We start from the raw sequence: 22481 nt of genomic DNA, 5'->3' as shown, positions 1-22481 counted from the left end.
CGCTCAGAGGCGTTCAATGATGGTGACGTTGGCCTGGCCGCCGCCCTCGCACATGGTTTGCAATCCCCAGCGGGACTCCCGGCGTCCGAGTTCATGCAGCAGAGAGGTCATGAGCCGCGCGCCGGTCGCACCGATGGGGTGCCCCAGCGCGATAGCCCCGCCATTCACATTGACCTTGGACATGTCCGCGCCGGTCTCGCGCTGCCATGCGAGCACCACAGCGGCGAAGGCCTCATTGATCTCAATCAGGTCCATGTCGTCCAGGCGCATGCCCGTGCGCTCCAGCGCGTGACGGGTCGCGGCAATCGGCGCGGACAGCATCATGACGGGATCGTCACCGCGAGCCGAGACGTGGTGGATTCGCGCTCGCGGTGTGAGCCCGTATTTCTCAACAGCACGCTCAGAGGCGATCAGAAGCGCCGCGGCGCCGTCGGACATCTGTGACGCGCTACCGGCCGTGTGCAGGCCACCCTCCACGATGGGCTGCAACGAACGAAGCTTGTCGAGATCTGGCTCGCGCGGACCCTCGTCCGCGGACAGCCCGGCCAACGGCAGGATCTCCCGATCGAAGCGGCCTTCCCGCTGGGCGGTGAGCGCGCGTTCGTGGGATTCCACGGCGAAGGCCTCGAGCTCATCCCGGGTGAAACCCCAGCGGTGGGCCATCATTTCCGCACCCCGGAACTGGGATATCTCTTGGTCGCCGTAGCGCTCGGCCCACCCGGTGGATCCGGTGAAGGGATCCGGGAAACCGAATTTCTCCGCGGCCACGTTGGAGTACGTGAGCGGAATGCTGGACATGGACTGCACACCACCGGCGACCACCAGGTCACTTGTTCCGCTCATCACGGCCTGCGCCGCGTAGCTGATCGCTTGCTGACCGGAACCGCATTGCCGTTCGATGGTGCTACCGGGCACCGCCTGCGAGAGCCCGGCAGCGAGCCACGCATTGCGGGCAATGTCCATGGACTGCGGACCCAGTTGATCGATGCACCCCAGGATCACCTCGTCGTAGTCCTGGGAATCGATGCCCTGGCGGTTCACCAGCTCCCGCAACGGTGCGGCGGCCAGATCGAGCGGATGAACCTCCGCAAGTCCCTTGCCGCGGCGCCCCACGGGGGTGCGGACAGCATCAATGATGTAGGCCTCAGCCATGAGAAGTACTCCGAACAGTTGGTCGAGTGGGGTAGGGCAATACGACAGCGATCAGCGCGGGGCCATGCGCAGAGCGCCGTCCATGCGCAGCGTGGTGCCGTTGAGATAATCGTTGTCCACGAACGTGGTCACGATCTGCGCGTATTCCGAGGGGCGGCCCAGACGGCGGGGGAACGGAACACCTGCGGCCAGGCCGGCCCGGTACTCCTCGCTGACGGTGGCCAGCATGGGTGTCTCCACGATTCCGGGGGCCACGGTGTTCACTCGGATGCCCAGGCTCGCCAGGTCCCGGGCGGCCGTGATGGTCAGGCTGTGCACGCCTCCCTTGGACGCCGCGTAGGCCGCTTGACCCACCTGTCCTTCGAACGCCGCCACAGAGGCCGTATTGACGATGAGTCCGCGCTGGCCGTCCTCGTCCACGGGGTCGGTTTCCGCCATGGCTTCCGCTGCGAGGGTCAGCACGTTGAACGTGCCGATCAGGTTCACCCGGATCACGGTCTCGAACAGTGCCAGGTCGTGCGGTCCCTTCTTGCCCAGGATGCGGGCCGAGGGCGCGATGCCGGCGCAATTGACCACGGTGCGCAACGGACCGACTTCCGTGGCCATTGCCACGGCGGCGCGTACGTCGTCGGGCTGGGTGACGTCAGCTGCGTGGTAGGTGATTCCGTCCACCTCCGGGGCCTTCTCGATACCCGCGGGGAGGTCCACGCCGATCACGCGTACGCCGCGATCCGCCAGGGCCGCGGCGGTCGCCGCGCCCAGACCCGACGCCGCTCCGGTCACCAGGGCAGAAGTGTTGGAGACATCCATGGAATATTCCTCTCGGTGGGGTGCTTTAGTAGGATGCCCAACTATTTAACTGTTGTCCAGATCACACTGTCGATGATCGACAAAATGGTTCCGGCTCACGCCGCGATAGTTCGCAAACGCACGGTGAAATTCACTGTTCGCTGTGCACAAACTCCCAGCTCCGCATGACACGTCACTGCTACCCTTGACGAACAGCCCGTATACGTCATGAAAGGACGCACACATGGCCGGTGGAAACCCGCTCCTGCGCGACTTCAACAAGAAAAACGCGCAACAAGGCGCGCCCGGTTCCTACCAGGATCCGCGTTACTCGCCCGAACAACTCGAGCAGATGTACAACGCCCCGGCAGCTGGCCCCGCCCAGACCGGGCGCATGAGCTATGACGATGTCGTAGTGCGTACCGGCGTTCTGCTGGTCTGCATTGTCGTCACCGGCGTGCTCGGCTGGATGATGCCCATCCTGGCCCTGCCCGGCGCCCTCATCGGTTTGGTCCTGGGCCTGGTCAACGCGTTCAAGCGCGAGCCCAGCCCCGTGCTGATCATTGCTTACGCCCTGGCCGAAGGCCTTTTCCTGGGTGGCATCTCCGGCATGTTCGAGAACATGTACCCGGGCATCGTGATCCAGGCCGTCATGGGCACCGTAGCGGTCTTCGTGTCCGTGCTGGTTCTCTACAAGGTGGGTGTGCTGCGTTCCTCGCCGCGCGTGACCAAGATCTTCATGGTCGCCATCATGGCGTACGCCCTGTTTGCGCTGATCAACCTGGGCACCTCGCTGCTCGGTGGCTTCAACATGCGCTACGACGTCACCCTGTTCGGCATCCCGCTGGGCCTGATCGTGGGTGCACTGGCCATTCTGTTGGCCGCCTACAGCTTTGTGCTTGACTTCGAGAACATCACCGACGGCGTTCGCCGCGGTATTCCGGAGAAGGCCGCATGGTCCGCCGCATTCGGCCTCACCGTGACCCTGATCTGGGCCTACGTCGAGATCCTGCGCGTGATCGCCATCATCCGGAGCATGTCCGAGTAATCCGCTGAGCTCTCCACGAGAGCTATTAACCGCGCCGCGGGCCTTGCGTTGTGAACGCGAGGCCCGCGGCGTCGTCGTAGGGTGTGGCGCCCCGGCTGCGGGTGGCGCCCCTCATATGGGCGGTTCCTACATGTAGGTGATCTCGAGGTCCTGCGGGGGGAGGTTGATCGCGCGATCTGGAACCGAATTGTGCGCGGGTCGTCCCACGAACAACCACCCGAGGATTTCTTCGTTGTCATTCAGCCGGTAGAAGTCGCGCAGCACCTGCTCGTCGCTGGGGGAGCGGCGGGACCACACGGTGGCCCACCCCTGCGCGTAAAACGCGGCCTCCAGCAGACCCCGGATCGAGTACGCGTCGAACCGCTGGACCTTCTTGGGTGTTTCGGACTCCGGGTCGAAGCGGAAGATGATGGCCAGTCCAGCGCCGCCGGTGGACGCCCACTGCAGACTGCCCCGGTAGGCGGCCAACCGGCGGATTTTCTTGCCCTTGAGACGTGGGATGGGGCCTTCCATGTTGGGCACGGAGGTGAGCCCGGCCATGGCGGCCGCGAGATCCGAAGCTGACTGGCGGTTGGTTACGGCCACCCGCCACGGCGTGAGCGAATCGTCGAAACGAGCACCCGCCACGGCGCGGAGGACGGTTTCCAACTCGGGGCGTTTCGGAGCCTCCTGTGTCAAAACACTTGCTGGGCGGCGCTGGGCCAGGACACGGAGCAAAGTAGCGGACATACCCCCTATTTTTGCACCGTTTGGACAGTGACCTGTGAAATAAGAATTTCCGGGCGGGCGTGCCATGATGTACGCATGTCTTCAACCGTGTCTATATCGCAGACGCATTCTCAGCCGGACCGCCCCGAACACGATTCCGGGCCGGTCTCGAACCCTGATCGTCACGGTCGCGAAATGGTGTCCGCCCCGGTGCGCATTGCGGCAGCATGGTCCTGGCGCGTCATCCTGGTGGTGGCCGCGATCGGCCTGGTGGGCTGGTTGCTGTCCAAGGTTTCCACAGTGCTCATCCCGGTCGCCATCGCTGCGCTGTTGGCAGGCCTGCTGACCCCGGCCGTCAAGTGGCTGCGTTCCAAGCGCGTGCCCGGGGGCCTGGCTGCGGCCATCGTGGAGATCGGTCTCATCGTTCTGGTGCTGGGGTTGTTGACCTTGGCCGGCCAGCAGATGATCTCCGGCTTCGCTCAGCTTTCGAGCAGCGCGGTGGGTGGTTTCCAGAAACTCACCGGCATGCTCGAGGACAGCCCCCTCAACGTCTCGACCGAAAACATCAACCAGTGGATCGGCGAGCTCGGCAATACCCTGCAGGAGAACTCCCAAGCGATTCTCTCCGGTGCTGTGACCTTCGGCTCCACCGCGGGCAACATTCTGACCGGCATCATCATCATGCTGTTCGTGCTGCTGTTCTTCCTGATGCAGGGTGAATCGATCTGGCTGTTCCTGGTCAAGTTGTTCCCGCACCGTGCGCGCACCGCCGTTAATGGCGCCGGTCGCAAGGGTTGGCTCTCGCTCGCCCAGTACGTGCGGATTCAGGTGTTCGTTGCCTTCGTCGACGCCGTGGGTATCGGCCTGGGTGCCTTCCTCCTGGGCGTGCCGTTGGCGCTGCCCATCGGTGTGTTGGTCTTCCTTGCCTCCTTCATCCCGATCGTCGGTGCGGTGGCCACCGGCATCATTGCCGTGTTGGTCGCCCTGGTGGCCAACGGCCCCGGTATCGCCTTGGCCATGTTGGGCGTGGTGCTGCTGGTTCAGCAACTCGAGTCCAACGTCCTACAGCCGCTGGTCATGGGCAAGGCCGTGTCCCTGCACCCGGTGGCAGTGTTCCTGGCCGTGGCTGCCGGTGCCGTGCTGTACGGCATTGTGGGCGCGCTGTTCGCCGTGCCGCTGCTGGCCATTCTGAACACGATCGTCCGCTACCTTTCGTCGCGCTCTTGGGAGCAGGACGACCAGATCGCGTGGTCACCGTTCCTGTATCCCTGGGAGATCAAGAAGGAAGCCAAGAAGCAGGATCTGACCCGTGAGCAGGTCATGGAGCAGCTACAGCGCTTCCGTCTCAAGCGGCACAAGGATCGCGAGCTGGAAGAGAAGAAGCGCGAAGAAAAGCACAAGAAGGACACCGAACACGACGCCAGCATTGAGCAGGACAGCACCAACCGCGCGTAGTCGCACAATGAACCAGCGTCTGATCGCGTAATACCATGGAACGCGGCGCCCTTGAACGAGGGCGCCGCGTTTTCGTACGGCAGTGCAAGACCGTGGCTGACCGACAGACACGGTGACCGCCCACGGGCGGCGCACGTTGCAGAGTGAAAGAAGTTTGAAGTGGGCCTCAACGAAATGCCGGTGACTGCGGCGGACATCGAACACGCCTCGCACATGTTGGAAGACGTAATTGAGCGAACGCCCGTGGCCCACTCCCGGGCGCTGTCCCGTCTGCTCGGTTCCGAGGTTCACATCAAGTGCGAGAACCTGCAGCGCGCAGGCTCGTTCAAGATCCGCGGTGCCTACATTCGTATGGCGGAGCTCTCGGAGGACGAGAAGGCCAGCGGTGTCGTGGCGGCGTCGGCGGGTAATCACGCGCAGGGCGTGGCGCTTGCGGCCAACAAACTGGGTATCAAGGCGCGCATCTACATGCCGTTGGGGGCGGCGCTGCCCAAGGTCGCCGCGACTCGCGACCACGGGGCAGAGGTCGTGTTGTTCGGCACCACCGTGGACCAGGCGCTGGCCGAGGCGCAGCGGTACGCGGAGGAAACCGGTGCCGTGTTCGTGCACCCCTTCGACCACCCGGCCATCATTGCCGGTCAAGGCACACTCGGGCTGGAGATCGTGGATCAGGTACCGGACGTGGACACCATCATTGCCGGCGTGGGTGGCGGTGGCTTGTTGGCCGGTCTGTCCGTGGCGGTGAAGGCCAAGGCGGAGGAACTGGGCCGGGACATTCGCCTGATCGGCGTGCAGGCGGAGAACGCTGCGGCGTACCCGCCCTCGTTGGCCGGTGACGCGCTCGTGACCCTCAACAAGGTCTCGACCATAGCGGACGGCATTGCCGTGGGCCGCCCAGGACAATTGCCGTTCCAAATCATCAAAGAACTCGCGGACGACGTCACCACGGTCAGCGAGGATTCCTTGGCGCAGGCGCTCATCTTCATGCTGGAACGCAACAAAATGGTCGTGGAACCCGCCGGTGCCGTGGGCGTGGCGGCCATCCTGGAGGGCAAGCTCAAGGAGTCCTACGGGGATCTGGGCAACACGGTGGTGCTGCTGTCCGGGGGCAACATCGACCCCATGCTCATGCTCAAGGTCATCCAACGCGGTCTCTCCGCGGCGGGGCGCTACATGACCATCAAGATGATGCTGACCGACCGCCCCGGCGAGCTGGCCTTGATCTCGCGCATCATCGCGGACATGGACGCCAACGTGACCGGCGTGGATCACACGCGCATCGGCGGTTCACTGTCGATGGGTGATGTGTCCATCACCATCGACATGGAGACCAAGGGGCACGCGCACTGCGACAAGGTCATCGATGCCCTGGAGGCCCAGGGTTTCCGGCCCGTGGTGGTGCACTAGCGAACCGTGCGTCAGCGGCGACGTCGGCCCCGGGCGGTGAAGTACGTGATGAACGCGGCAACGAATGTGGAGAACCACAGGATGTTGCGCAGACCGCCGGTGGTGTTGAGCTCCGGGTTGGACTGACCTAGGAAGTGCACGACGATCGCCGAGACGGCCAACAGCGCGGTCAGGGCGATCAGCGGCACGGTCCATTTATTGGGCTGGCGGTTCCAATGGGTAACCACGAATACTCCTCGGATAGAAAATGCGGGGAAATGATTCGGGGCCGCCCTCATGTGCTGAGAGCGGCCCCGAATCACTGCGTCATGATGACGTGAAGATCAGTTGTGGAACGGCTTGGCGTCCAGGATCTTGACCTTGATGTTCTTGCCGTTGGGGGCCTTGTAGGTCAGCTCGTCGCCCACCTTGTGGCCCCTGATGGCGGCGCCCATGGGGGAGCGCTCGGAGAACACCTCGATGTCCTCGCCGCCGGTGAGGTCCTCAGCGACCTCGCGGGAGCCCATCAGGAAGGTCATCTCGTCACCGGCGATGTCCGCGGTGACGACCATGCCGGCTTCGATCACGCCGTCGTCGGCGGGAGCCTCGCCCACCTGGGCGTTTTCGAGCAGCTGGGTCAGCTGATTGATGCGACCTTCGTTCTTGCCCTGCTCTTCGCGTGCAGCGTGGTAACCGCCGTTCTCCTTGAGGTCACCCTCGGAGCGGGCCTGTTCGATACGATCAACGATTTCCTGGCGGTACGGCCCGGAAAGGTGGTCGAGCTCTTTCTTGAGTCGATCGTATGCTTCCTGGGTCAGCCAGGCGCCCTCGTTAGTAGACACGCTATCTCCGTTCTCGGGTGCCCACCGGGGTGGTGAGCACGTGTGAAAAACCCCGCCCCGGTGGTGAGCCGTGGTGGCTCGCTGCCCATCCGGGTCGGGGATCGTACAAAGTTTCTAGTACACCAGTGTAAGTGAGGCCACGGGCTGGTCTCAAAGCGACTCAGCCGCGACGCCCGTCTGGAGGGGTGTCAGTCGACCTTCCAGCAGGAATCCACGCCTACCGAGTTGGCCTCGTTGGTGGTGCGCACGGGCACTCGGTGAGTGCTGGTGCGGCCGTTGAGTTCTTTGGGTGCCACCTCACCAATGGTGACTTCGTTCCATCCGACAATCGCGTACTGCTCGTTGAGCGCGCGCACCGCACACGTGACCGTTTGGTCCGGGTCCTTGGTGAGATCGAAGTCCGCGTAGGTGTTGCCGGCATCCTGCACCTGGAAGCTGACGTCCTTGGCGACCGGTGCACTGGATTGCCCCTGCACGATCCACACCACGAACAGCGCAGACAACAACGTGGCGATTGCGGCAATGACCACCCACCCCCGGAAGGAGGGGCCGCGGCGGCCGCGCGGAGACAACGTCCGGTGCCCGGAGCCATAACGCTGCGCCAGGACATCGCCCGAGGCGGATCCTGACGCGGGGGTGGAAGAACTCATGACACCATTGTATCCAGTACGGGTTGGGATCCCCTGAGAATGCGTGGTGCGGGTGACGGAGCCGACAGCATTATCCGGTGCACGGGCGTAAGATACCGGGGATTGTGTTTTGTCCGAACCCCACCCGGGAGGCTCCCGTTCCGTGACGGATTATTCGAAACTCCGGCTCTTGGCCATCCACGCCCATCCGGATGACGAGTCCAGCAAGGGCGCGGCAACCATGGCTCATTACGTGGGCCTGGGTGCTCGCGTCATGGTGGCTACGTGCACCGGTGGCGAGCAGGGCTCCATCCTGAACGCGCAGATGGAGGGCGTTCCCTGGGCCGAGCGTGACCTGCCGGGTCTGCGCCGCGAGGAAATGGCTCAGGCGGCCGAGGCCCTGAACCTCGAGCACCGCTGGATCGGGTTCGCGGATTCCGGGCTGCCCGAGGGCGATCCGCTACCTCCGCTGCCCGAGGGCTGCTTCGCCCTGCAGCCGCTCGAACGCGCCGCGGCACCGCTCGTCCAGCTGGTGCGCGAATTCCGTCCGCACGTGATCCTCACGTATGACGAGAATGGCGGCTACCCGCACCCGGACCACATCCAGACGCACAACGTGTCCATGGAGGCCTACCGCAAGGCCGGCGATCCCGACGCCTACCCGGGCACCGGCGAACCCTGGACCCCGCTCAAGGTCTACTACGACCGCGCCTTCAACGTGGAGCGCTTCATCGCGCTGCACGAAGCGCTGGAGGAGCGCGGATTCCAGTCCCCGTACGCCGAGCGCATCGCCGCATTGCAGGAGACCGATCCCGAGGGTCACCGTCCGCCGGTGCCTCGCCACGAAACCACCACCAAGATCGAGTGCCCGGACACCTTCTCCGCTCGTGACACAGCCCTGCGCTGTCACCGCACGCAGGTGGACCCGGACGGCCCGTTCTTCGCCGTGTCCTCGGACATGCAGGCCGAGGTCTGGCCGTGGGAGGACTACTCGCTGGCGGATTCGCGCGTGGAGACCTCCATTCCGGAGACCGACCTGTTCGCCGGTATCGATCCTGATGCCCAGATTTCTTCCCCTCGAAAGGCGTAACCAGCCGTGAACATGTTGACCACCGTGCTGCTCCAAGCGGCCACGGAAAATCCCGCGGGTGACCTCAAGCCCGGTCTGGAACCGAGCCAGGTTTCGCCGGGGATCGCGGGCTTCATCGCGACGTTCTTCCTGGTCGCCGTGGTGATTCTCCTGATCATTGACTTCAACCGTCGCAATCGCCGGTTGCGGTACCGTGCCCAGTACGCCGAGCAGCGCGCCGCGGAAGAGGGCGTGGGCGGGTACGCGCACGGCCGCGACGGTCAGGTTGCGTCAGCAGATTCCGACGCCGACGCCGCCACTCGCGCACCCAAGCCTCGCACGGCACCGGATGCGGACCGCGGGGAGAACGGCGGAAGCTCCGCTCGTCGTGACTGATCGCTGAACCAGACCAGAAGGGGTCCGCTCCGATGCTGAGAACTTGATTCTCGGCTCGGGCGGGCCCCTTTTTTCTGGCCGATCCCCTTATGCGTGTGAGGGGCTCGTGACATCGTTGAGTCATGACCAACAGGCTCGCCAACTCCACCAGCCCGTATCTGCTGCAGCACGCCCAGAACCCCGTGGACTGGTGGGAGTTCGGGCCGGCTGCCTTCGCCGAGGCTCGCACCCGTGACGTGCCCGTGTTGTTGTCCGTGGGCTACGCCGCGTGCCACTGGTGTCACGTGATGGCGCATGAATCCTTCGAGGACCCCGCCGTGGGGGAGTACATCAACGAGCACTTTGTGGCCATCAAGGTGGACCGCGAGCAACGCCCCGATGTCGATGCGCTGTACATGTCCGCAACCCAGCTGCTGACTCAGCAGGGTGGCTGGCCCATGACCGTGTTCCTCACGCCGGAAGGCCAGGCTTTTCATGCGGGTACCTATTACCCGCCGCGTCCCATGCAGGGCAGACCCTCGTTCACACAGGTACTCCACGCGGTGAATGACGCGTGGACCGAACGCCGTGAGCAAGTGCTTCAGGGCGCGCAATCGGTCACGGATGCGCTGCAACGCCATCCGGAAGCGGTCGCCTCCATGCTTGGAACGGATCGGCACACGGCGGGGCCGGTGCAGATCGATGCTCCGGATCCCTCAGGGGACATCACCCACCAGGAATCGCAGCTGATTGGCCCGTGGTTGGACGCACTCGAGGTGGCCCGCGATTCCACGCACGAGGGCTTCGGCAACGGCCCCAAATTCCCACCGTCCCCGATGCTCGAAGCGCTGGTGCTGCTGGCATCCCGCGATGGTGACTTATCCGCTCGCGCGGCCGAACTGCTCACGGCCACTCTGGACGCCATGGTCACCGGAGCGCTCCACGATCACGTGGGCGGGGGATTCTTCCGCTACTCGGTGACCCCCGACTGGTCACTCCCGCATTACGAGAAGATGCTCTACGACAACGCCCAGTTGCTACGAGTACTGGCCCACACCGCCAGGTACCTCGAAAAGCGCGGCACCGATCCCGTTCGAGCCGCGAGGTACCGGAACGCGGCCGAGGGCATCGTGACCTGGCTGGCCCGCGAGATGATCACGGAACAGGGCGCGATCGCCGCCTCCTTGGACGCGGACAGCGACCCCGTCACTCCTGGAGCGGAGCGCGAAGGTGCGTTTTACACGTTCTCTCGCGGCGACGTCGGCGAACCGCAGCCAGCCGTGGCCGGCTGGGGCGAATCCGGGTCCGTCACGGGAATCCTGGATCAGAACGTGCGAGAAGAGCTGTGGGAGCAACGCGAGCAGCGCACACCTCCGGAACGCGATGACAAGGTGGTGACCGCGTGGAACGGCATGACCATCGAAGCGCTCGCTGAGGCTGCCGTGCTGCTGGATCGCCCCGAGTGGTTGGAGACCGCCGAGTGGGCCGCTGAGTTCGTCTGGACGCGGCACTGGAACGCGGAGACCACGACCTTGGCGCGCACGTCCCGCCAAGGAACCGTGGATCCACACGATGGACAGCTCGAGGATTATGTGCGGGCGGGCTTGGCGTTTCTGGCCCTCTATCGGGCCACTGGACTCGAGCAGTGGTACGCCCGCAGCTTGGAGTTGGCGCGGGCGACGGTCGAGAAGTTCATGCGCGGGGACACCCCCATGGATTCGGCGGAACCGGATGCCGTTCTGGTCGCCGCGGGTGCCACGGGCCAGTCGGACCCGTTCGACGACGTCGCGGCGTCGGCCCAGTCGTGTCTGGCCCGGTGGCTCGTGCTGCTCGGCCAGCCCAAAGTCGCCGGGCGCTCGAGCGACGGTCTGGTGGACCTGTTGGTGAAACCGGCCCAGGGGTTGGCCACTCGTGCAGCGACTGCGGCCGGGGGCACCCTGCACGCGTGGTTGTTGCGTGCCCAGCCGCCCGCGCTGCTCGAAGTGGTGCATGCAAGTGATCAAGACTGGGAGCAGGTTCAGGCCAGCGCCGGTGAACGTCGTGTCACGGACGTCCTGGTGCTGGGCGAGGGCCACGCACCCTACGGTGTACCCGAAGCATCAAGCGATGAGTTCGCAGTCTGGCTGTGTCGCAACGGTCAGTGCGAACTGCCGGTGCGCTCGCCGGAGAAGGTGGATGAGCTCCTGGACCGGGCGTAGCGGCGTCGTCGGGCGTGTTGATGAGGAAGGGCGCATCACTCCATGAACATGGCCAGCATGATCGCGATGTAGTGGCAGACAAAGCCCAGAATCGTGCAGGCGTGGAACACCTCGTGGAAGCTGAAGACCGTGGGCAGCAGGTGTGGGCGTTTGAGTGCGTAGCAGACGGCCCCGCCGATGTAGAAGACGCCGCCGGCGATCACCAGGAGGGTGGCCGGGACGTTCGCGGCAAAATACGCCGGAAGATACACCAGCGAGAGGCAACCCATGATGATGTAGAGCGGGGTGTAGAGCCAGCGCGGGGCGTGCATCCAGAAGACGCGGAAGATCACGAGGGCAGCGCCCAGGGACCAGATGATGATCAGCAACACCTGGGCCGCGCTCGGGGATAATAACGCAACGGCCAGGGGCGTGTAGGTGCCCGCGATGACCAGGGCGATGTTGGAGTGGTCCAGCCGGCGCAGCACCGCGTTCATGCGGGGGCCCCAGTAGAAGCGGTGGTACACGGCAGAGGTGCCGAAGAGCATCACGGCGGTGATCGAGTAGACCACGCACGCGATGCGCAAATCCGTGGTGGGTGCCAGGAACACCGAGATCAGGCCGAGGGCCAGCGCTACCGGGGCGAATCCGGCGTGGATCCAGCCGCGCCACGCGGGCTTCTTCTCGATGATTCGCTCCGCCGCCGCACTCAGGCTCTCCGTGGCCCGGTGCACCGTGGATCCGGTGCGGGTACTGTTGCCGCGCGTCATATCACCAGTCACTTTCTCCGCTGCCAGCCGGAGCGAACACGGGTGTGTTTGGGGATTCGCTTGACCACCGGCGGCTGCCCATACGGGTAGTTTAGAGGGCATGGTTGTGTGTTGGCCCAGTCGAAACAGGGGAGGATCTCTACGGTGAAACTGCCTCGTCCGCTGTACTCGCTGTACGAGTCGCGCCTGGCCAGCAGCCTGAAAGAGGACACCCTGCCGCATCACGTGGGTGTCCTGGTGGATGGCAACCGCCGGTGGGCTCGCCAGTTCGGTGCCTCAACCGCCGACGGTCACAAAGCTGGTGCCCAGAAGATCGTGGAGTTCTTGCGCTGGTGTGCGGATCTCAACATTGACGTGGTCACCTTGTACATCCTTTCGACTGAGAACCTGAAGCGGCCCCAGGAAGAGCTCACCGCTCTGATCGAAATCATTTCGGGGCTCGTGACTCAGTTGCAGGACGAGGCGCTGTGCCGGATACAACCGGTCGGAGCGTTAGATTCTCTGCCCCCTCGGCTACGGGACCAGGTCGAGTGCATTGCGGAATCGACCGCGAACATTCCCGGACCCCACTTGAACATTGCGGTGGGCTACGGCGGGCGGCAAGAAATTGTCGACGCCGTTCGCGAAGTCATCCGCGACACCCGCGACCGCGGGGATTCGGTAGAGGCGCTCGCCGAGACCCTCTCCGTGGACGACATTTCCGCGCGCCTGTACACCCGGGGCCAACCGGATCCGGACCTGCTGATCCGCACCTCCGGTGAGCAACGGCTCTCCGGGTTCCTGATGTGGCAGTCTGCCTACAGCGAGTTCTACTTCTGCGAGGCCCTGTGGCCGGACTTCCGCCGCGTGGACTTCCTGCGCGCGCTGCGCAACTATGCGACCCGTCAGCGGCGCTTCGGCAACTGAGTCCCCAACCCGAATTCACGCCCCGTTCACCGCGAGTGTGACTTGCGCATCCTTGGAGTCCCTACGTTGAAAGCAACCGGTTACCCCTCAGCAACCGGTTGAGCCCAACGTCGGAAGGTTTCCATGACCGTCAGCACCGAATCCGTAGTTGCACCGTCCACCCCGGCCACGGCCGAAACGGTACGGTCCTACGTGATTGATACGTCTGTCTTGTTGTCCGATCCCCGCGCCATCCTCCGTTTCGCCGAGCACCGTGTCGTGCTGCCGGTGGTGGTCATCTCTGAGCTCGAGGCCAAGCGCCACGATCCCGAACTGGGGTTCTTCGCTCGCAAGGCTCTGCGGCTGTTGGACGATCTGCGCGTGGAGCACGGGGGACTGGACCACCCCATTCCGTTGGGTACCAGTGGTGGTTGCCTGGTCGTGGAACTCAACCATGTGGCGGACACCGTCCTGCCGCAGAGCTTCCGGCTCAAGGACAACGACTCGCGGATTCTGTCCGTGGCCAAGAACCTGGCACAAGAGGGCCACGACGTATGCGTGGTGTCCAAGGACCTGCCGATGCGTGTGAAGGCTTCCGCGCTGGGGCTCGAGGCGGATGAGTACCGTGCCGAGTGGGTGGGCACCGATGACGAATACAGCGGCACGGCAACCCTCAATGTCACAGATGATGAACTCGAGCAGCTCTACGCCGAATCCCAGGTGCACTTGGAACAGACTGCCGGGATGCCCACGAACACGGGGCTGGTTCTGCACTCGTCCAAGGGCCATGCACTGGGCCGGCTGCACGATGACGGCAGCACCCGCCTGGTGCGCGCCGATCGGGATGTGTTCGGACTGCACGGCCGTTCTGCCGAGCAGCGACTCGCGATCGACCTGCTCCTGGATCCCGAGGTGGGCATCGTGTCCATGGGCGGCCGCGCCGGTACCGGAAAGTCCGCTCTGGCCTTGTGTGCCGGCCTGGAGACGGTGTTGGAGCGCCGTGAGCACCGCAAGATCATGGTGTTCCGCCCGCTCTACGCCGTGGGCGGCCAGGACCTGGGCTACCTGCCGGGCACCGAGGAAGAGAAGATGAACCCGTGGGGCCAGGCGGTCTTCGACACGCTCTCCTCGGTCGTCTCGACCACGGTCGTCGAGGAGGTCGTGGCCCGCGGCATGCTCGAGGTGCTGCCGTTGACCCACATCCGCGGCCGGTCTCTGCACGACGCGTTCGTGATCGTGGACGAGGCACAGTCCCTGGAACGCAACGTGCTCCTCACCGCGCTGTCCCGGATCGGGCAGAATTCCAAGGTGGTCCTTACGCACGATGTCGCTCAGCGCGACAATCTTCGCGTGGGTCGCCACGATGGCATCATCGCCGTGGTCGAGGCGCTCAAGGGCCAGCCGCTGTTCGGTCATATGAGCCTGAACCGTTCCGAGCGCTCGCCGATCGCCGCGCTCGTCACCGACGTTCTGGAGCGTTCGGACGTGTAGTTCGCTCGCTACTTTCGACGCCGACGCCGCTCGGTGGCCTTGTTTGCCCAGGTCACCGGGCGGTGGTCCGTTGTGTGGGTGCTCATGCAGGACAGTCGTTGCTTGTCGTTCTGGTCTACCGACTCATATGTCTGTTCTGACGAGTGAAAGATTCTTGAATGTGATGCTAGTCACTGGTGAAAGTCAGGCGTACTCTGACGTTCATCACCGGGGTTTTATGACAGTTATCAATGATGAGAAGGAGGGGCCATTGACGAAGCGCACGAAGGTAATCGCGTGACTCTTTATGGGCATTGCGTTAGTTGTGTTGATAATTTGGATCTTTCTCAACCCGTCAGAAGCAAATGATTTTACCTTCGTGATGCTCTCAGGGGGCTACTAGCCTTAATAAGTGCTTCAGTAATGAAGTCCAATGAATTCTGGAATAATCAAATGAAGTACTACCCCGCCGTGCTGGGGGTACAGCGACGCGCACCTAGGGTTGTGCAATTTAGTGTCCATCAAACTAAGAAAATATTATACGTCGTATCTGCAGCGTGCATATTGGTTGGAATAGTTAGTCTATTTGTCTAGGTCATCCTGATTGAAGGAGGGGCGCAGGTGAGCGCGAAGCTTCTCATCCTGTCAACGTTTTTGTTCTTTGCAGCAGTCGCGGTAGGTATTGTGGCATTTATTGTCACGGATGAGGGGTGGCGCGACGACTCCTCCATGGCAGTGTGGTTCATGCTCGCCTTCGCTGCTCTGTACTTCGTCATGTTTTTTATCTACCGCAGCAATCTCGAGATTAATCGATCAGTAGCCCGCTACTTTTCGAGCACTGGCCAGGGTGCCACGGAGGATGATGCGATGGAGCTTGTGCGACGCTATTCGCCGTTCATGCTCCTCGGGGGAGCAGTCTTCCTGGTTGCCGGAATTGGCGGGCTGTTGCCGCGGTGAGTTCAAGTCTCAGAGAGTTGCGGTTTATAGGGGCTGCGTGAAGGTACGTCAGTTTGTTCCAACAACCGGGGCAACTGGTCGGTTGTTCAACAACGTGAGTACCAGCGCGGCTCCGATCGCAATCGCGGTCATCATGGCCGTGGTGGGCCAGCCCATCCAGTCGACCGCTGCTGCGCCGAAGGCGGTCCCGGCGCCTCCTCCAATGAAATAGATCACCATGTACGCGCTGTTGAATCTCGCCGGACTCGAACGATCGATCGCGAGAACCGTATTTTGATTCGCTACCTGAGCTGCGAACAACCCTGCGTCGAAGACTGCAAGGCATAGCAGCGTCAATGGAGTGTTGACGAGATTCAAACCGGCGACAACTGCTGCGATTCCCGCAAGGACCAAGCTGACAACTATCACGTGGTGCGCACCGATTCGATCGGTTAGAAGGCCGGCAATTGGGGTTACAAGAATTCCAGACAATCCTGCTACCGCATAAAGACCGATGCGTTCGGAGGAATAACTATACGGGGCCTCTGAGAGCGCGACAGCAAGGCCTGCCCACACTGCGGAGAAGGCAAAGAACCACAACGCACCCCTGATTGCCGCGGCCCGCAGTGTGGAGTTCTGGACGACGAGGCTAGGGAGCAAACGCAGTGTCGAGAAGTAGTCGCGCTTATTCGTGCCGGTTGCCCCCGGCAGAATCCGGAGGCTACACCCGGCGACGATGAGGCAGGCGGTGGCGAAGACCAACACCATCGGCCGCCACCCGATCTCATCCGCCAAGAACCCACCGAGGATTCGACCCGACAGGACTCCCGCGGAGATTCCGGCGGTTACGATTCCAAGACTCGTCGCACTACGTCGAGATGAACCTAGTCGTGCGGTCAATGAACTGAGACTTGCGCCCACTGCGGAACAGATCCCCACAGCGGCCATCGCCAGGGCTAAGGTCACGACGCCATTCATGATTGCGGTGGCGGCCAGTGAGATCGCGAGGACGAAGAATTGGCCAGCAAGGACGCGGTTGGGCGAGTATCTGTCGACCAGAGGTACCAACAGAACGATCCCGACCAAGTAGCCAACCGGACCGAAAGCAAGCCCTACGCCTACCAAGGTGATCGAGGTGCTCAACGAATCCGCAACATCCGCGATTGCCGGTTGCATGGGGTAAATGGCCGATGTCCCCAGAGCTGCAGCGAACGACATGAATAGCAGAAGGAAGCCGCGGATCCGAACATCGCCGGAAGTGATGTCCCCAAGGTACCCCGGTTGAAGATCAGGTGCGACCTCGGAAGAAGGCACGGAGATCACCGACCAGTAGGTCGGGTTGTTCCATGGCCGGAAAGTGGCCACCCAGAGCGAACTCGCTCCAATGATCGACTGCATTCCAAGGATCCATGGCGCGGCGCATCAACGGGTGAGTGTCGAAAACCGCCCATCCGGTCGGCACACCCGTGGGAGCTAGCCAGTCGAGCTGTGAGTGTTCTGCCTCGTAGTAGAACTGAGCGCTCGAAGCTCCTGCCCTTGTAAACCAGTAGAGGCTCACATTAGTCAGCAACTGGTCGCGGTCGACAACCTCGTCAGGGGTACTGTGCGGCCCACCGGTCCAGGTCTGGAACTTCTCCACGATCCAGGCAAGTTGCCCGACGGGCGAGTCGGTGAGCGCTGCACCAATGGTGGCCGGGTGATGGTTTTGGACCTCGAAGTAACCGCGCTCGCCAGCGTCGGACCGGCGCACTCGCTCGACCTCGGCGATATCCTCAGGGCTGAAGTCATCGGGATAGGGATACTTGTTACCCACCATGGCCAGGGCGCGCCCGTCACTTCCAACGTGCACGCCGATCACGCGTTCGGGGAGAGTCGCGCCTAATCGCAGCGAAACGCCGGCGCCGGTGTCGGTGCCGTGGGTGGCGAACCTCTTGTACCCCAGCCGCGTCAGGATTTCTGCGTAGGCACTACTTGTTCGTGCCACTTCCCACCCCGTACTGACGAGTGGGGTAGAAAAGCCGAAACCGGGCGGTGACGGGATCACAACGTGAAAAGCATCAGCTTCGTCACCGCCATGGGCGCAGGGGTCGACTAGTGAGTTGATGATCCGGGTGTACTCCACGAAGGAAGCCGGCCACCCATGGTTCAAAAGTAATGGTTTGGCCCCGGGCACGAGTGAGCGGGCGTGGAGCACTTGAAAAGTCTGGCCGTCAACATCCATGGTGAACTGCTCGTGAGCATTGAGTGCACGCTCCTGCGCTCTCCAATCGAAATCTCCACGCCAGTATTCGGCGAGATCCTGCCAGTAGCCCAGTGGTACTCCACGACTGAAGTCGGTGGCGTCCTCGAAATCGGGAATGCTGTGCGGCCATCGAGTTCGTGCGAGTCGTTCGTGCAGGTCGTCTAAGTCGGCCTGAGCGACGTGGATGCGGAATGGTTTCGGTGATTCGTACCCGTCGAAGATGGAAAGTGGGTTGGTCGTGGCAATCATGGCGTTCCTTTGTATGAGTGGGCCGTCACCCTATGGCGGGTGCCGCCGTGGAAGACGTCTGGCCCGCGGTGTCATTTGTGGGGAGAACCCTGGCCGGGTGTGCGCGGCTGAGAACCGACAGGCCGTAGACGCTGGCGCTGAGCGTTGCGATAATCGCGAGGGTCGTGACGATCGGCTCACCGATGCCGCCGTGGGCCAGCAGGATGTGAGCGGGGCCCTGTAAAGCTGCTGTAGCGACACCGGTCCACATGGCCAACCAAGCGGCCCGGGGGTGAAGCGACATGAGCTTTGGCAATAGTGGAACTGCCCATCCGAGAAGAGCCAGGATGCCAGTGGCGATCAATGGTGTGCGCTGAGCGATGGACGTTAGACCCTGAGGGCCGGTATCACCAGGTCCCGTAACTCCCCACGAGATCATTGCAGTGCCAAATACGACTATCCCGGGACTACAGGCCAGAACAAGTCGTAACGGCGGTCGCTGAGGCTGGTGGGACAGCAACCTGCGCCACCGGTCTCCTGCGTAGATCGCGAACAGGCAGGCCAAGGCCATGGCCAGGAGGCCGAAGCTGGAGTAGACAACGATGAAGACCCACTGCCGCATACCTCCTTCATCGCCGGTGGTCATGGTGCCGTCCACCAAAAGCTGCAAGATCAGTCCGGGCGGAAGCCCGAGAAGTACCGGAGCTAGCAGGCCCGTGGCGCCCCCGGCAGTCAAGAGCACTAGCCATCCAGGCACCCTCCGACCCCAAGGTTTGATCAGCGCCACGGCTAGGCCGAGGGCGATGATTTCGAGGCCAATAGTGATCGCGTTCCCCACTACCAAGCGGGGGTCTTGCATGTGATTGCTTGCCAATCCGGGGGTCAGTCCCAGAGTGGAGCCCATGAGCCACATGACCTTCAAAGTCACGTAAGGGAGAACCGCCAGGATCACCGCGCTGAACGCGACCATGCGCAGGCGAGCTGAAGAGGTTTTCATGGTGAACTCTTTCTGGAAGGTGCGTTCTCTGAGAGCGACTACCGCTCATAGCCGGTAGCTGGTTAGAATGCGGAGATGAATACAACTACGCCACCCCTGCCGCTGCAGTTGATCGAGGAGTTCATTAATACGCGGCGCGCGGACGGTGATGGCCTGGCTACTCACGAGGAACTTGAGCAGTGGTTGACCAGTCGCGACCTGGCACCTTCTTCGATATCGGCCAACGACTCCGAGCTGTCCCGTGCTCGCGCGGTGCGCGAAGGTCTTCGAGCGGTGATCGCCGAGAACAATGCTGCGCCAGTTGCCAGCCCTCGACCGGATGGCTTGAACCCGTCTGCGCGGAATGAATTCGCCAAGCTCGCCGAGAACCTCCCCCTCGTAGTGGATGTCCGATCCAGCCCACCTCGCCTAGTTCCACAGGCGGGTTTGTCGGATGTCGATTCGGCCCTCGCGGCCTTGCTAGTGGGTGCGTTGACTGCGGTCCCTGATGGAACCTGGGTACGGCTCAAAGCCTGTCGCGAACCCAGTTGTCGTCGGGCGTTTTATGATCACTCGCGCAATCGCTCGAGGTCTTGGTGCTCTATGGAACTGTGTGGCAATCGCGCGAAGGGGCGAGCTTTTTACAGCCGCAACCAGTGAAGATCAGGTCAGGGTGCCCCGATGAATGAGATGTGAAAGAACCCGTTGGGCCGTGCAGGCACAAAGACTTGCGGGCAAATTGGTTCGTCTCAACTAATGACATCGCGGGACCCCAGTTGGTGCATTCGAATCCCGCGACGACGGCGATAGTTATGCCGAGACCACGCAGAACTGGTTGCCGTCGGGGTCGGCCAGGACAACCCAGCCGTCGTTGTCGAAACGCATGACCTCGGTGGCTCCGAGTCCTTGGAGCCGGATGACCTCGCCGGCCATGTCGTCAGTAAATAGGTCAAGGTGCAGTCGGTTCTTGCCTGAATGCGTTTCGGGTACCAGTTGCAGTGATAGCCCAACCCCCACCTTGCTCGGATCCTCGAGGTATGCAGTTCCCTCGTCCGAGGACGCGACTCGATACCCGGTGACCGCCCGCCAAAAAGTGGCGCTGCCCGCCAGGTCATTGGTGTCTACGCAGATGTTGCCAATGTTGATGCTCATTTTCTTTTCCCTCCACCTAACTTGTGTAACCATTACGCTAGTTTGACAAACTAGTGTAAGTCAATAGATGGTTAGGTATTTTTGCGCGCAACCTGGCGGAGGAAGGGTCAGAGATTGTTGGCGTCTTGGAGAAGGGGTCTTCGAACGGGGCGAGGGTGTTGGTTTACTGCCCGTTGAACTTGCCGCCGGGGTGGCTGGATCAGGCGATGCCAGTCACGCGCTGGCCAGTGGTTATGACCAATCAGCCCAACGGAATCGGCCACGGCACGTGGTCCGAGACATCCGTGAGGTTGAAGTCCATGTCGGTGAAGAGGTCGTCCAATAGGTAGTCGTCCACGGCCTCGATGCCCAGCTTGTGCCCCTGGCCAGCAAAGGGTCCGTCGAGCACTTTGGAATACACACACACGCCGGTTGCCGTATCCACGGCGATGCGCGTGGGGCCGGGCGCCAGGGGATGCTCCGGAGTGAAGGGGCGGTAGCGCGTTCGCGGATTGACGGTCGCGAGCCACACCTTCCGGTTCGCGAAGCGACCTTCCACCATGTCCGTGAGATTGGACGGTCGCTGTTCGGGCAAATTGTTGGGAATGGGCGCGGGGCCCACGCATTCGACCGGATCGAGGACCGCTTGCCAACGGCCACCTCCGAACATGGGATCACCGTAGGCGGCCTCGGGGCGGCGCCAAACCAGGCCTTCGTCGGTGTAGACCGGGGTTACGAGCGCGGGCGGTAGCAGCCAGGACTTGGGGGTGGCGGTAACGTAGAAATCGTCGCGGGACTTCTCGAGCGACGTCGCCGTATAGAGCAGCTTGCCCTGCAACGTCTCGACGCGCAGATCCGTCGGGCGTCTGAGCCACGCGCGAACCGGAAGGGCTGCTGGCTGATCGTCGCGTTCCATCCAGTACAACGAGAACTGCAGCGTGTCCCACCGCCACGGGGACGATCGGCACAGCGCAGCGAACTGATTGGCCGGTACGGTCACTCGGGCGGGGCGGGAATCCCACGGTGCGCTCATGCCCCCAGTCTAGGAACTCGTACTGCACATCCCCTGAGTTGCCTGGCGCTCGGCGCGGGCGTGCCTAGGATGGAGATCATGATGCAGCCAATGACGGCGAGTGTCGGGGTATTCGTGGGGGAACAGCTTCAAGCGGCCAACGCTTCCGGGTGGCTGGCCGCGGCGACTTGTGCCCTGGGGGTCCTGGTTCTTGCATGCACCGGAGTGTGGTTAGCCGCGACCGACATTCGGTACCACCGACTGCCACGCAAAGTGGTCTGGCCGCTCTATCCCGCCGTCACTGCACTATTGGGGGTCTCTGCGATTCTCGCTGGTGAGCCCGTTCGTTGGTGGTGGATGCTGTGGGGCCTCATGATCATGGGCGGTCTTTTCGTTCTGCTGCGCCTCGTCTACCCGGCAGGCATGGGCCTGGGGGATGTTCGGCTGGCTGGAGTTTTGGGGATCGCCACGGGGTTCGCGTCCGTGGGTCATACGTTCATGGCCATTGCGGTGACCTTTGTCTTGGCGGGTTTGTTCTCTGCAGCGCTCTTGGCTATGCACAAAATCGACATGACCTCGCGCGTCGCTTTCGGTCCCTTCATGCTGGTCGGCAGTTTGGGAGTCTTGGCGTTCGTGTAGCCAGCTCCGGTAGACAAGAACCTCAGGATGCCGACCCAACCAACAGGAGGACTTCCCCGTGGCCACACCCGAATTCATCGTGGAAATGCGCAAGAAGATCGGTCACGACCTGTTGTGGCTGCCCGGTTGCACCGCGGTGGTCATCCACGAGGGCAAGGTGCTGCTCGGTCAGCGATCGGACAACGGTAACTGGGGCCTGATCACGGGCATCGTCGAACCGGGGGAGGATCCGGGCGTTGCCGCCCGGCGCGAATGCCTCGAAGAAACCGGCGTGAAGGTTGACGTCGATGCGCTCGTGAGCGTCAAGGCCTACGACGTCGTGCGATTCCCTAACGAGGACATGTGCCAGTTCCTGGACCACACCTTCCTTTGCCGTTATGTGAGTGGCGAAGCGCGGGTAGCGGACGACGAATCCTTGATCGTCGGTTGGTACGACCTGGACGATCTGCCGCCCATTCCCGAACATCAGTTGGAACGGTTGCGGGCGGCACAGGAATTCTCGGGGACGACCGACTTCGTGCGGTGAAAATCCCATTACATTCCTCGATCTCATATGAGACGC

The 22481-nt window shown here is 62.7% G+C and carries 24 protein-coding genes; 12 read left to right on the top strand and 12 right to left on the bottom strand.

From position 1 onward, the window contains the following. Positions 1-3 precede the first annotated feature (3 nt). Positions 4-1152 (bottom strand): acetyl-CoA C-acetyltransferase, encoded by a 1149-nt coding sequence (locus CKW39_RS04015; RefSeq protein ID WP_095796861.1) that lies wholly within the window; start codon positions 1150-1152, stop codon positions 4-6. 51 nt (positions 1153-1203) lie between these two features. Further along, positions 1204-1962: an SDR family NAD(P)-dependent oxidoreductase gene (locus CKW39_RS04010; RefSeq protein ID WP_095796860.1), complete on the bottom strand. Its 759-nt coding sequence runs from the start codon at positions 1960-1962 to the stop codon at positions 1204-1206. Between the two features lie 223 nt (positions 1963-2185). On the opposite strand from CKW39_RS04010, the gene CKW39_RS04005 reads away from it, so the two are divergent. Further along, on the top strand, positions 2186-2989 hold the full coding sequence (locus tag CKW39_RS04005; protein WP_095796859.1) for a Bax inhibitor-1/YccA family protein: 804 nt from the start codon (positions 2186-2188) through the stop codon (positions 2987-2989). A 126-nt stretch (positions 2990-3115) separates the two neighbouring features. On the opposite strand, the gene CKW39_RS04000 is transcribed toward CKW39_RS04005, so the two are convergent. Further along, positions 3116-3718 (bottom strand): nitroreductase family protein, encoded by a 603-nt coding sequence (locus tag CKW39_RS04000; protein WP_095796858.1) that lies wholly within the window; start codon positions 3716-3718, stop codon positions 3116-3118. 75 nt (positions 3719-3793) lie between these two features. On the opposite strand from CKW39_RS04000, the gene CKW39_RS03995 reads away from it, so the two are divergent. Next, positions 3794-5152, top strand: coding sequence for an AI-2E family transporter (locus CKW39_RS03995; protein WP_095796857.1), 1359 nt, complete (start codon positions 3794-3796; stop codon positions 5150-5152). 174 nt (positions 5153-5326) lie between these two features. Then, entirely contained in the window at positions 5327-6559 is a 1233-nt protein-coding gene (ilvA, locus tag CKW39_RS03990; RefSeq protein WP_095796997.1) for a threonine ammonia-lyase, read from the top strand. A gap of 11 nt (positions 6560-6570) precedes the next feature. Here the strand turns inward: ilvA and CKW39_RS03985 are convergent, their stop codons facing one another. The 3 genes from CKW39_RS03985 to CKW39_RS03975 all read right to left on the bottom strand — a co-directional run bounded on the left by CKW39_RS03985 (position 6571) and on the right by CKW39_RS03975 (position 8030). Next, positions 6571-6786 carry a hypothetical protein gene (locus tag CKW39_RS03985; protein ID WP_095796856.1) on the bottom strand — a complete coding sequence of 72 codons (216 nt, stop codon included), beginning with the start codon at positions 6784-6786 and terminating at the stop codon, positions 6571-6573. 96 nt (positions 6787-6882) lie between these two features. Next, on the bottom strand, positions 6883-7380 hold the full coding sequence (greA, locus tag CKW39_RS03980) for a transcription elongation factor GreA (protein ID WP_095796855.1): 498 nt from the start codon (positions 7378-7380) through the stop codon (positions 6883-6885). A 188-nt stretch (positions 7381-7568) separates the two neighbouring features. Then, positions 7569-8030, bottom strand: a complete 462-nt coding sequence (locus tag CKW39_RS03975; protein ID WP_095796854.1) for a DUF4307 domain-containing protein — start codon at positions 8028-8030, stop codon at positions 7569-7571. Between the two features lie 142 nt (positions 8031-8172). On the opposite strand from CKW39_RS03975, the gene mca reads away from it, so the two are divergent. The 3 genes from mca (at position 8173) to CKW39_RS03960 (ending at position 11651) form a co-directional block, all read left to right on the top strand. Continuing rightward, on the top strand, positions 8173-9099 hold the full coding sequence (gene mca / locus CKW39_RS03970; protein ID WP_095796853.1) for a mycothiol conjugate amidase Mca: 927 nt from the start codon (positions 8173-8175) through the stop codon (positions 9097-9099). A 12-nt stretch (positions 9100-9111) separates the two neighbouring features. Continuing rightward, positions 9112-9474, top strand: coding sequence for a hypothetical protein (locus CKW39_RS03965; RefSeq protein ID WP_254049280.1), 363 nt, complete (start codon positions 9112-9114; stop codon positions 9472-9474). A 122-nt stretch (positions 9475-9596) separates the two neighbouring features. Then, positions 9597-11651, top strand: a complete 2055-nt coding sequence (locus CKW39_RS03960; protein WP_095796851.1) for a thioredoxin domain-containing protein — start codon at positions 9597-9599, stop codon at positions 11649-11651. Positions 11652-11686: 35 nt separating this feature from the next. Here CKW39_RS03960 and CKW39_RS03955 read toward each other — a convergent pair whose 3' ends face one another. After that, on the bottom strand, positions 11687-12400 hold the full coding sequence (locus CKW39_RS03955; RefSeq protein ID WP_095796850.1) for a hemolysin III family protein: 714 nt from the start codon (positions 12398-12400) through the stop codon (positions 11687-11689). Between the two features lie 144 nt (positions 12401-12544). On the opposite strand from CKW39_RS03955, the gene CKW39_RS03950 reads away from it, so the two are divergent. The 3 genes from CKW39_RS03950 to CKW39_RS03940 all read left to right on the top strand — a co-directional run bounded on the left by CKW39_RS03950 (position 12545) and on the right by CKW39_RS03940 (position 15712). Continuing rightward, positions 12545-13306 (top strand): isoprenyl transferase, encoded by a 762-nt coding sequence (locus CKW39_RS03950; RefSeq protein ID WP_095796849.1) that lies wholly within the window; start codon positions 12545-12547, stop codon positions 13304-13306. A gap of 123 nt (positions 13307-13429) precedes the next feature. Continuing rightward, positions 13430-14776, top strand: a complete 1347-nt coding sequence (locus CKW39_RS03945; RefSeq protein ID WP_095796848.1) for a PhoH family protein — start codon at positions 13430-13432, stop codon at positions 14774-14776. A gap of 600 nt (positions 14777-15376) precedes the next feature. Then, the gene (locus CKW39_RS03940) at positions 15377-15712 is read left to right on the top strand and encodes a hypothetical protein (RefSeq protein WP_095796847.1); all 336 of its coding nucleotides are present in this window, start codon (positions 15377-15379) and stop codon (positions 15710-15712) included. 48 nt (positions 15713-15760) lie between these two features. Here CKW39_RS03940 and CKW39_RS03935 read toward each other — a convergent pair whose 3' ends face one another. The 3 genes from CKW39_RS03935 to CKW39_RS03925 are packed head-to-tail and all read right to left on the bottom strand — an operon-like array spanning position 15761 to position 19158. Next, positions 15761-17089 (bottom strand): MFS transporter, encoded by a 1329-nt coding sequence (locus CKW39_RS03935; protein WP_254049266.1) that lies wholly within the window; start codon positions 17087-17089, stop codon positions 15761-15763. Beyond that, complete coding sequence (locus tag CKW39_RS03930; protein WP_095796846.1) at positions 16980-18182, bottom strand: epoxide hydrolase family protein; 1203 nt, start codon at positions 18180-18182, stop codon at positions 16980-16982. Before CKW39_RS03930 ends, CKW39_RS03935 begins: the two co-directional genes overlap by 110 nt. Before the next feature lie 25 nt (positions 18183-18207). Beyond that, positions 18208-19158 (bottom strand): hypothetical protein, encoded by a 951-nt coding sequence (locus tag CKW39_RS03925; protein WP_143469928.1) that lies wholly within the window; start codon positions 19156-19158, stop codon positions 18208-18210. A 75-nt stretch (positions 19159-19233) separates the two neighbouring features. On the opposite strand from CKW39_RS03925, the gene CKW39_RS03920 reads away from it, so the two are divergent. Next, complete coding sequence (locus tag CKW39_RS03920) at positions 19234-19797, top strand: CGNR zinc finger domain-containing protein (RefSeq protein ID WP_202976190.1); 564 nt, start codon at positions 19234-19236, stop codon at positions 19795-19797. Between the two features lie 150 nt (positions 19798-19947). Here the strand turns inward: CKW39_RS03920 and CKW39_RS03915 are convergent, their stop codons facing one another. Together CKW39_RS03915 and CKW39_RS03910 are read right to left on the bottom strand one after the other, a co-directional pair. Beyond that, entirely contained in the window at positions 19948-20289 is a 342-nt protein-coding gene (locus CKW39_RS03915; RefSeq protein ID WP_095796844.1) for a VOC family protein, read from the bottom strand. A gap of 241 nt (positions 20290-20530) precedes the next feature. After that, on the bottom strand, positions 20531-21301 hold the full coding sequence (locus tag CKW39_RS03910) for a hypothetical protein (protein WP_095796843.1): 771 nt from the start codon (positions 21299-21301) through the stop codon (positions 20531-20533). A gap of 78 nt (positions 21302-21379) precedes the next feature. Here CKW39_RS03910 and CKW39_RS03905 point away from each other — a divergent pair, with 78 nt between their 5' ends. Continuing rightward, positions 21380-21919 carry an A24 family peptidase gene (locus CKW39_RS03905; protein ID WP_095796994.1) on the top strand — a complete coding sequence of 180 codons (540 nt, stop codon included), beginning with the start codon at positions 21380-21382 and terminating at the stop codon, positions 21917-21919. A gap of 58 nt (positions 21920-21977) precedes the next feature. Continuing rightward, positions 21978-22445: an NUDIX domain-containing protein gene (locus CKW39_RS03900; protein ID WP_095796842.1), complete on the top strand. Its 468-nt coding sequence runs from the start codon at positions 21978-21980 to the stop codon at positions 22443-22445. Positions 22446-22481: the final 36 nt, after the last annotated feature.

Origin of the sequence: Kocuria sp. WRN011 (genome assembly GCF_002295155.1) — a bacterium.
In the GTDB taxonomy this organism is placed as follows: domain Bacteria; phylum Actinomycetota; class Actinomycetes; order Actinomycetales; family Micrococcaceae; genus Kocuria; species Kocuria carniphila.
Note: the sequence above shows the minus strand (reverse complement) of the source record. Positions and strands in the feature narration are given on the sequence as shown.

What these genes read in the sequence shown, in the direction of transcription:
- CKW39_RS04015 (WP_095796861.1), bottom strand. Translation starts at nt 1,152, where the DNA reads ATGGCTGAGGCCTACATCATTGATGCTGTCCGCACCCCCGTGGGGCGC.
- CKW39_RS04010 (WP_095796860.1), bottom strand. Translation starts at nt 1,962, where the DNA reads ATGGATGTCTCCAACACTTCTGCCCTGGTGACCGGAGCGGCGTCGGGT.
- CKW39_RS04005 (WP_095796859.1), top strand. Translation starts at nt 2,186, where the DNA reads ATGGCCGGTGGAAACCCGCTCCTGCGCGACTTCAACAAGAAAAACGCG.
- CKW39_RS04000 (WP_095796858.1), bottom strand. Translation starts at nt 3,718, where the DNA reads ATGTCCGCTACTTTGCTCCGTGTCCTGGCCCAGCGCCGCCCAGCAAGT.
- CKW39_RS03995 (WP_095796857.1), top strand. Translation starts at nt 3,794, where the DNA reads ATGTCTTCAACCGTGTCTATATCGCAGACGCATTCTCAGCCGGACCGC.
- ilvA (WP_095796997.1), top strand. Translation starts at nt 5,327, where the DNA reads ATGCCGGTGACTGCGGCGGACATCGAACACGCCTCGCACATGTTGGAA.
- CKW39_RS03975 (WP_095796854.1), bottom strand. Translation starts at nt 8,030, where the DNA reads ATGAGTTCTTCCACCCCCGCGTCAGGATCCGCCTCGGGCGATGTCCTG.
- CKW39_RS03965 (WP_254049280.1), top strand. Translation starts at nt 9,112, where the DNA reads ATGTTGACCACCGTGCTGCTCCAAGCGGCCACGGAAAATCCCGCGGGT.
- CKW39_RS03960 (WP_095796851.1), top strand. Translation starts at nt 9,597, where the DNA reads ATGACCAACAGGCTCGCCAACTCCACCAGCCCGTATCTGCTGCAGCAC.
- CKW39_RS03955 (WP_095796850.1), bottom strand. Translation starts at nt 12,400, where the DNA reads ATGACGCGCGGCAACAGTACCCGCACCGGATCCACGGTGCACCGGGCC.
- CKW39_RS03945 (WP_095796848.1), top strand. Translation starts at nt 13,430, where the DNA reads ATGACCGTCAGCACCGAATCCGTAGTTGCACCGTCCACCCCGGCCACG.
- CKW39_RS03935 (WP_254049266.1), bottom strand. Translation starts at nt 17,089, where the DNA reads ATGCAGTCGATCATTGGAGCGAGTTCGCTCTGGGTGGCCACTTTCCGG.
- CKW39_RS03930 (WP_095796846.1), bottom strand. Translation starts at nt 18,182, where the DNA reads ATGATTGCCACGACCAACCCACTTTCCATCTTCGACGGGTACGAATCA.
- CKW39_RS03925 (WP_143469928.1), bottom strand. Translation starts at nt 19,158, where the DNA reads ATGAAAACCTCTTCAGCTCGCCTGCGCATGGTCGCGTTCAGCGCGGTG.
- CKW39_RS03920 (WP_202976190.1), top strand. Translation starts at nt 19,234, where the DNA reads ATGAATACAACTACGCCACCCCTGCCGCTGCAGTTGATCGAGGAGTTC.
- CKW39_RS03915 (WP_095796844.1), bottom strand. Translation starts at nt 20,289, where the DNA reads ATGAGCATCAACATTGGCAACATCTGCGTAGACACCAATGACCTGGCG.
- CKW39_RS03910 (WP_095796843.1), bottom strand. Translation starts at nt 21,301, where the DNA reads ATGAGCGCACCGTGGGATTCCCGCCCCGCCCGAGTGACCGTACCGGCC.
- CKW39_RS03905 (WP_095796994.1), top strand. Translation starts at nt 21,380, where the DNA reads ATGATGCAGCCAATGACGGCGAGTGTCGGGGTATTCGTGGGGGAACAG.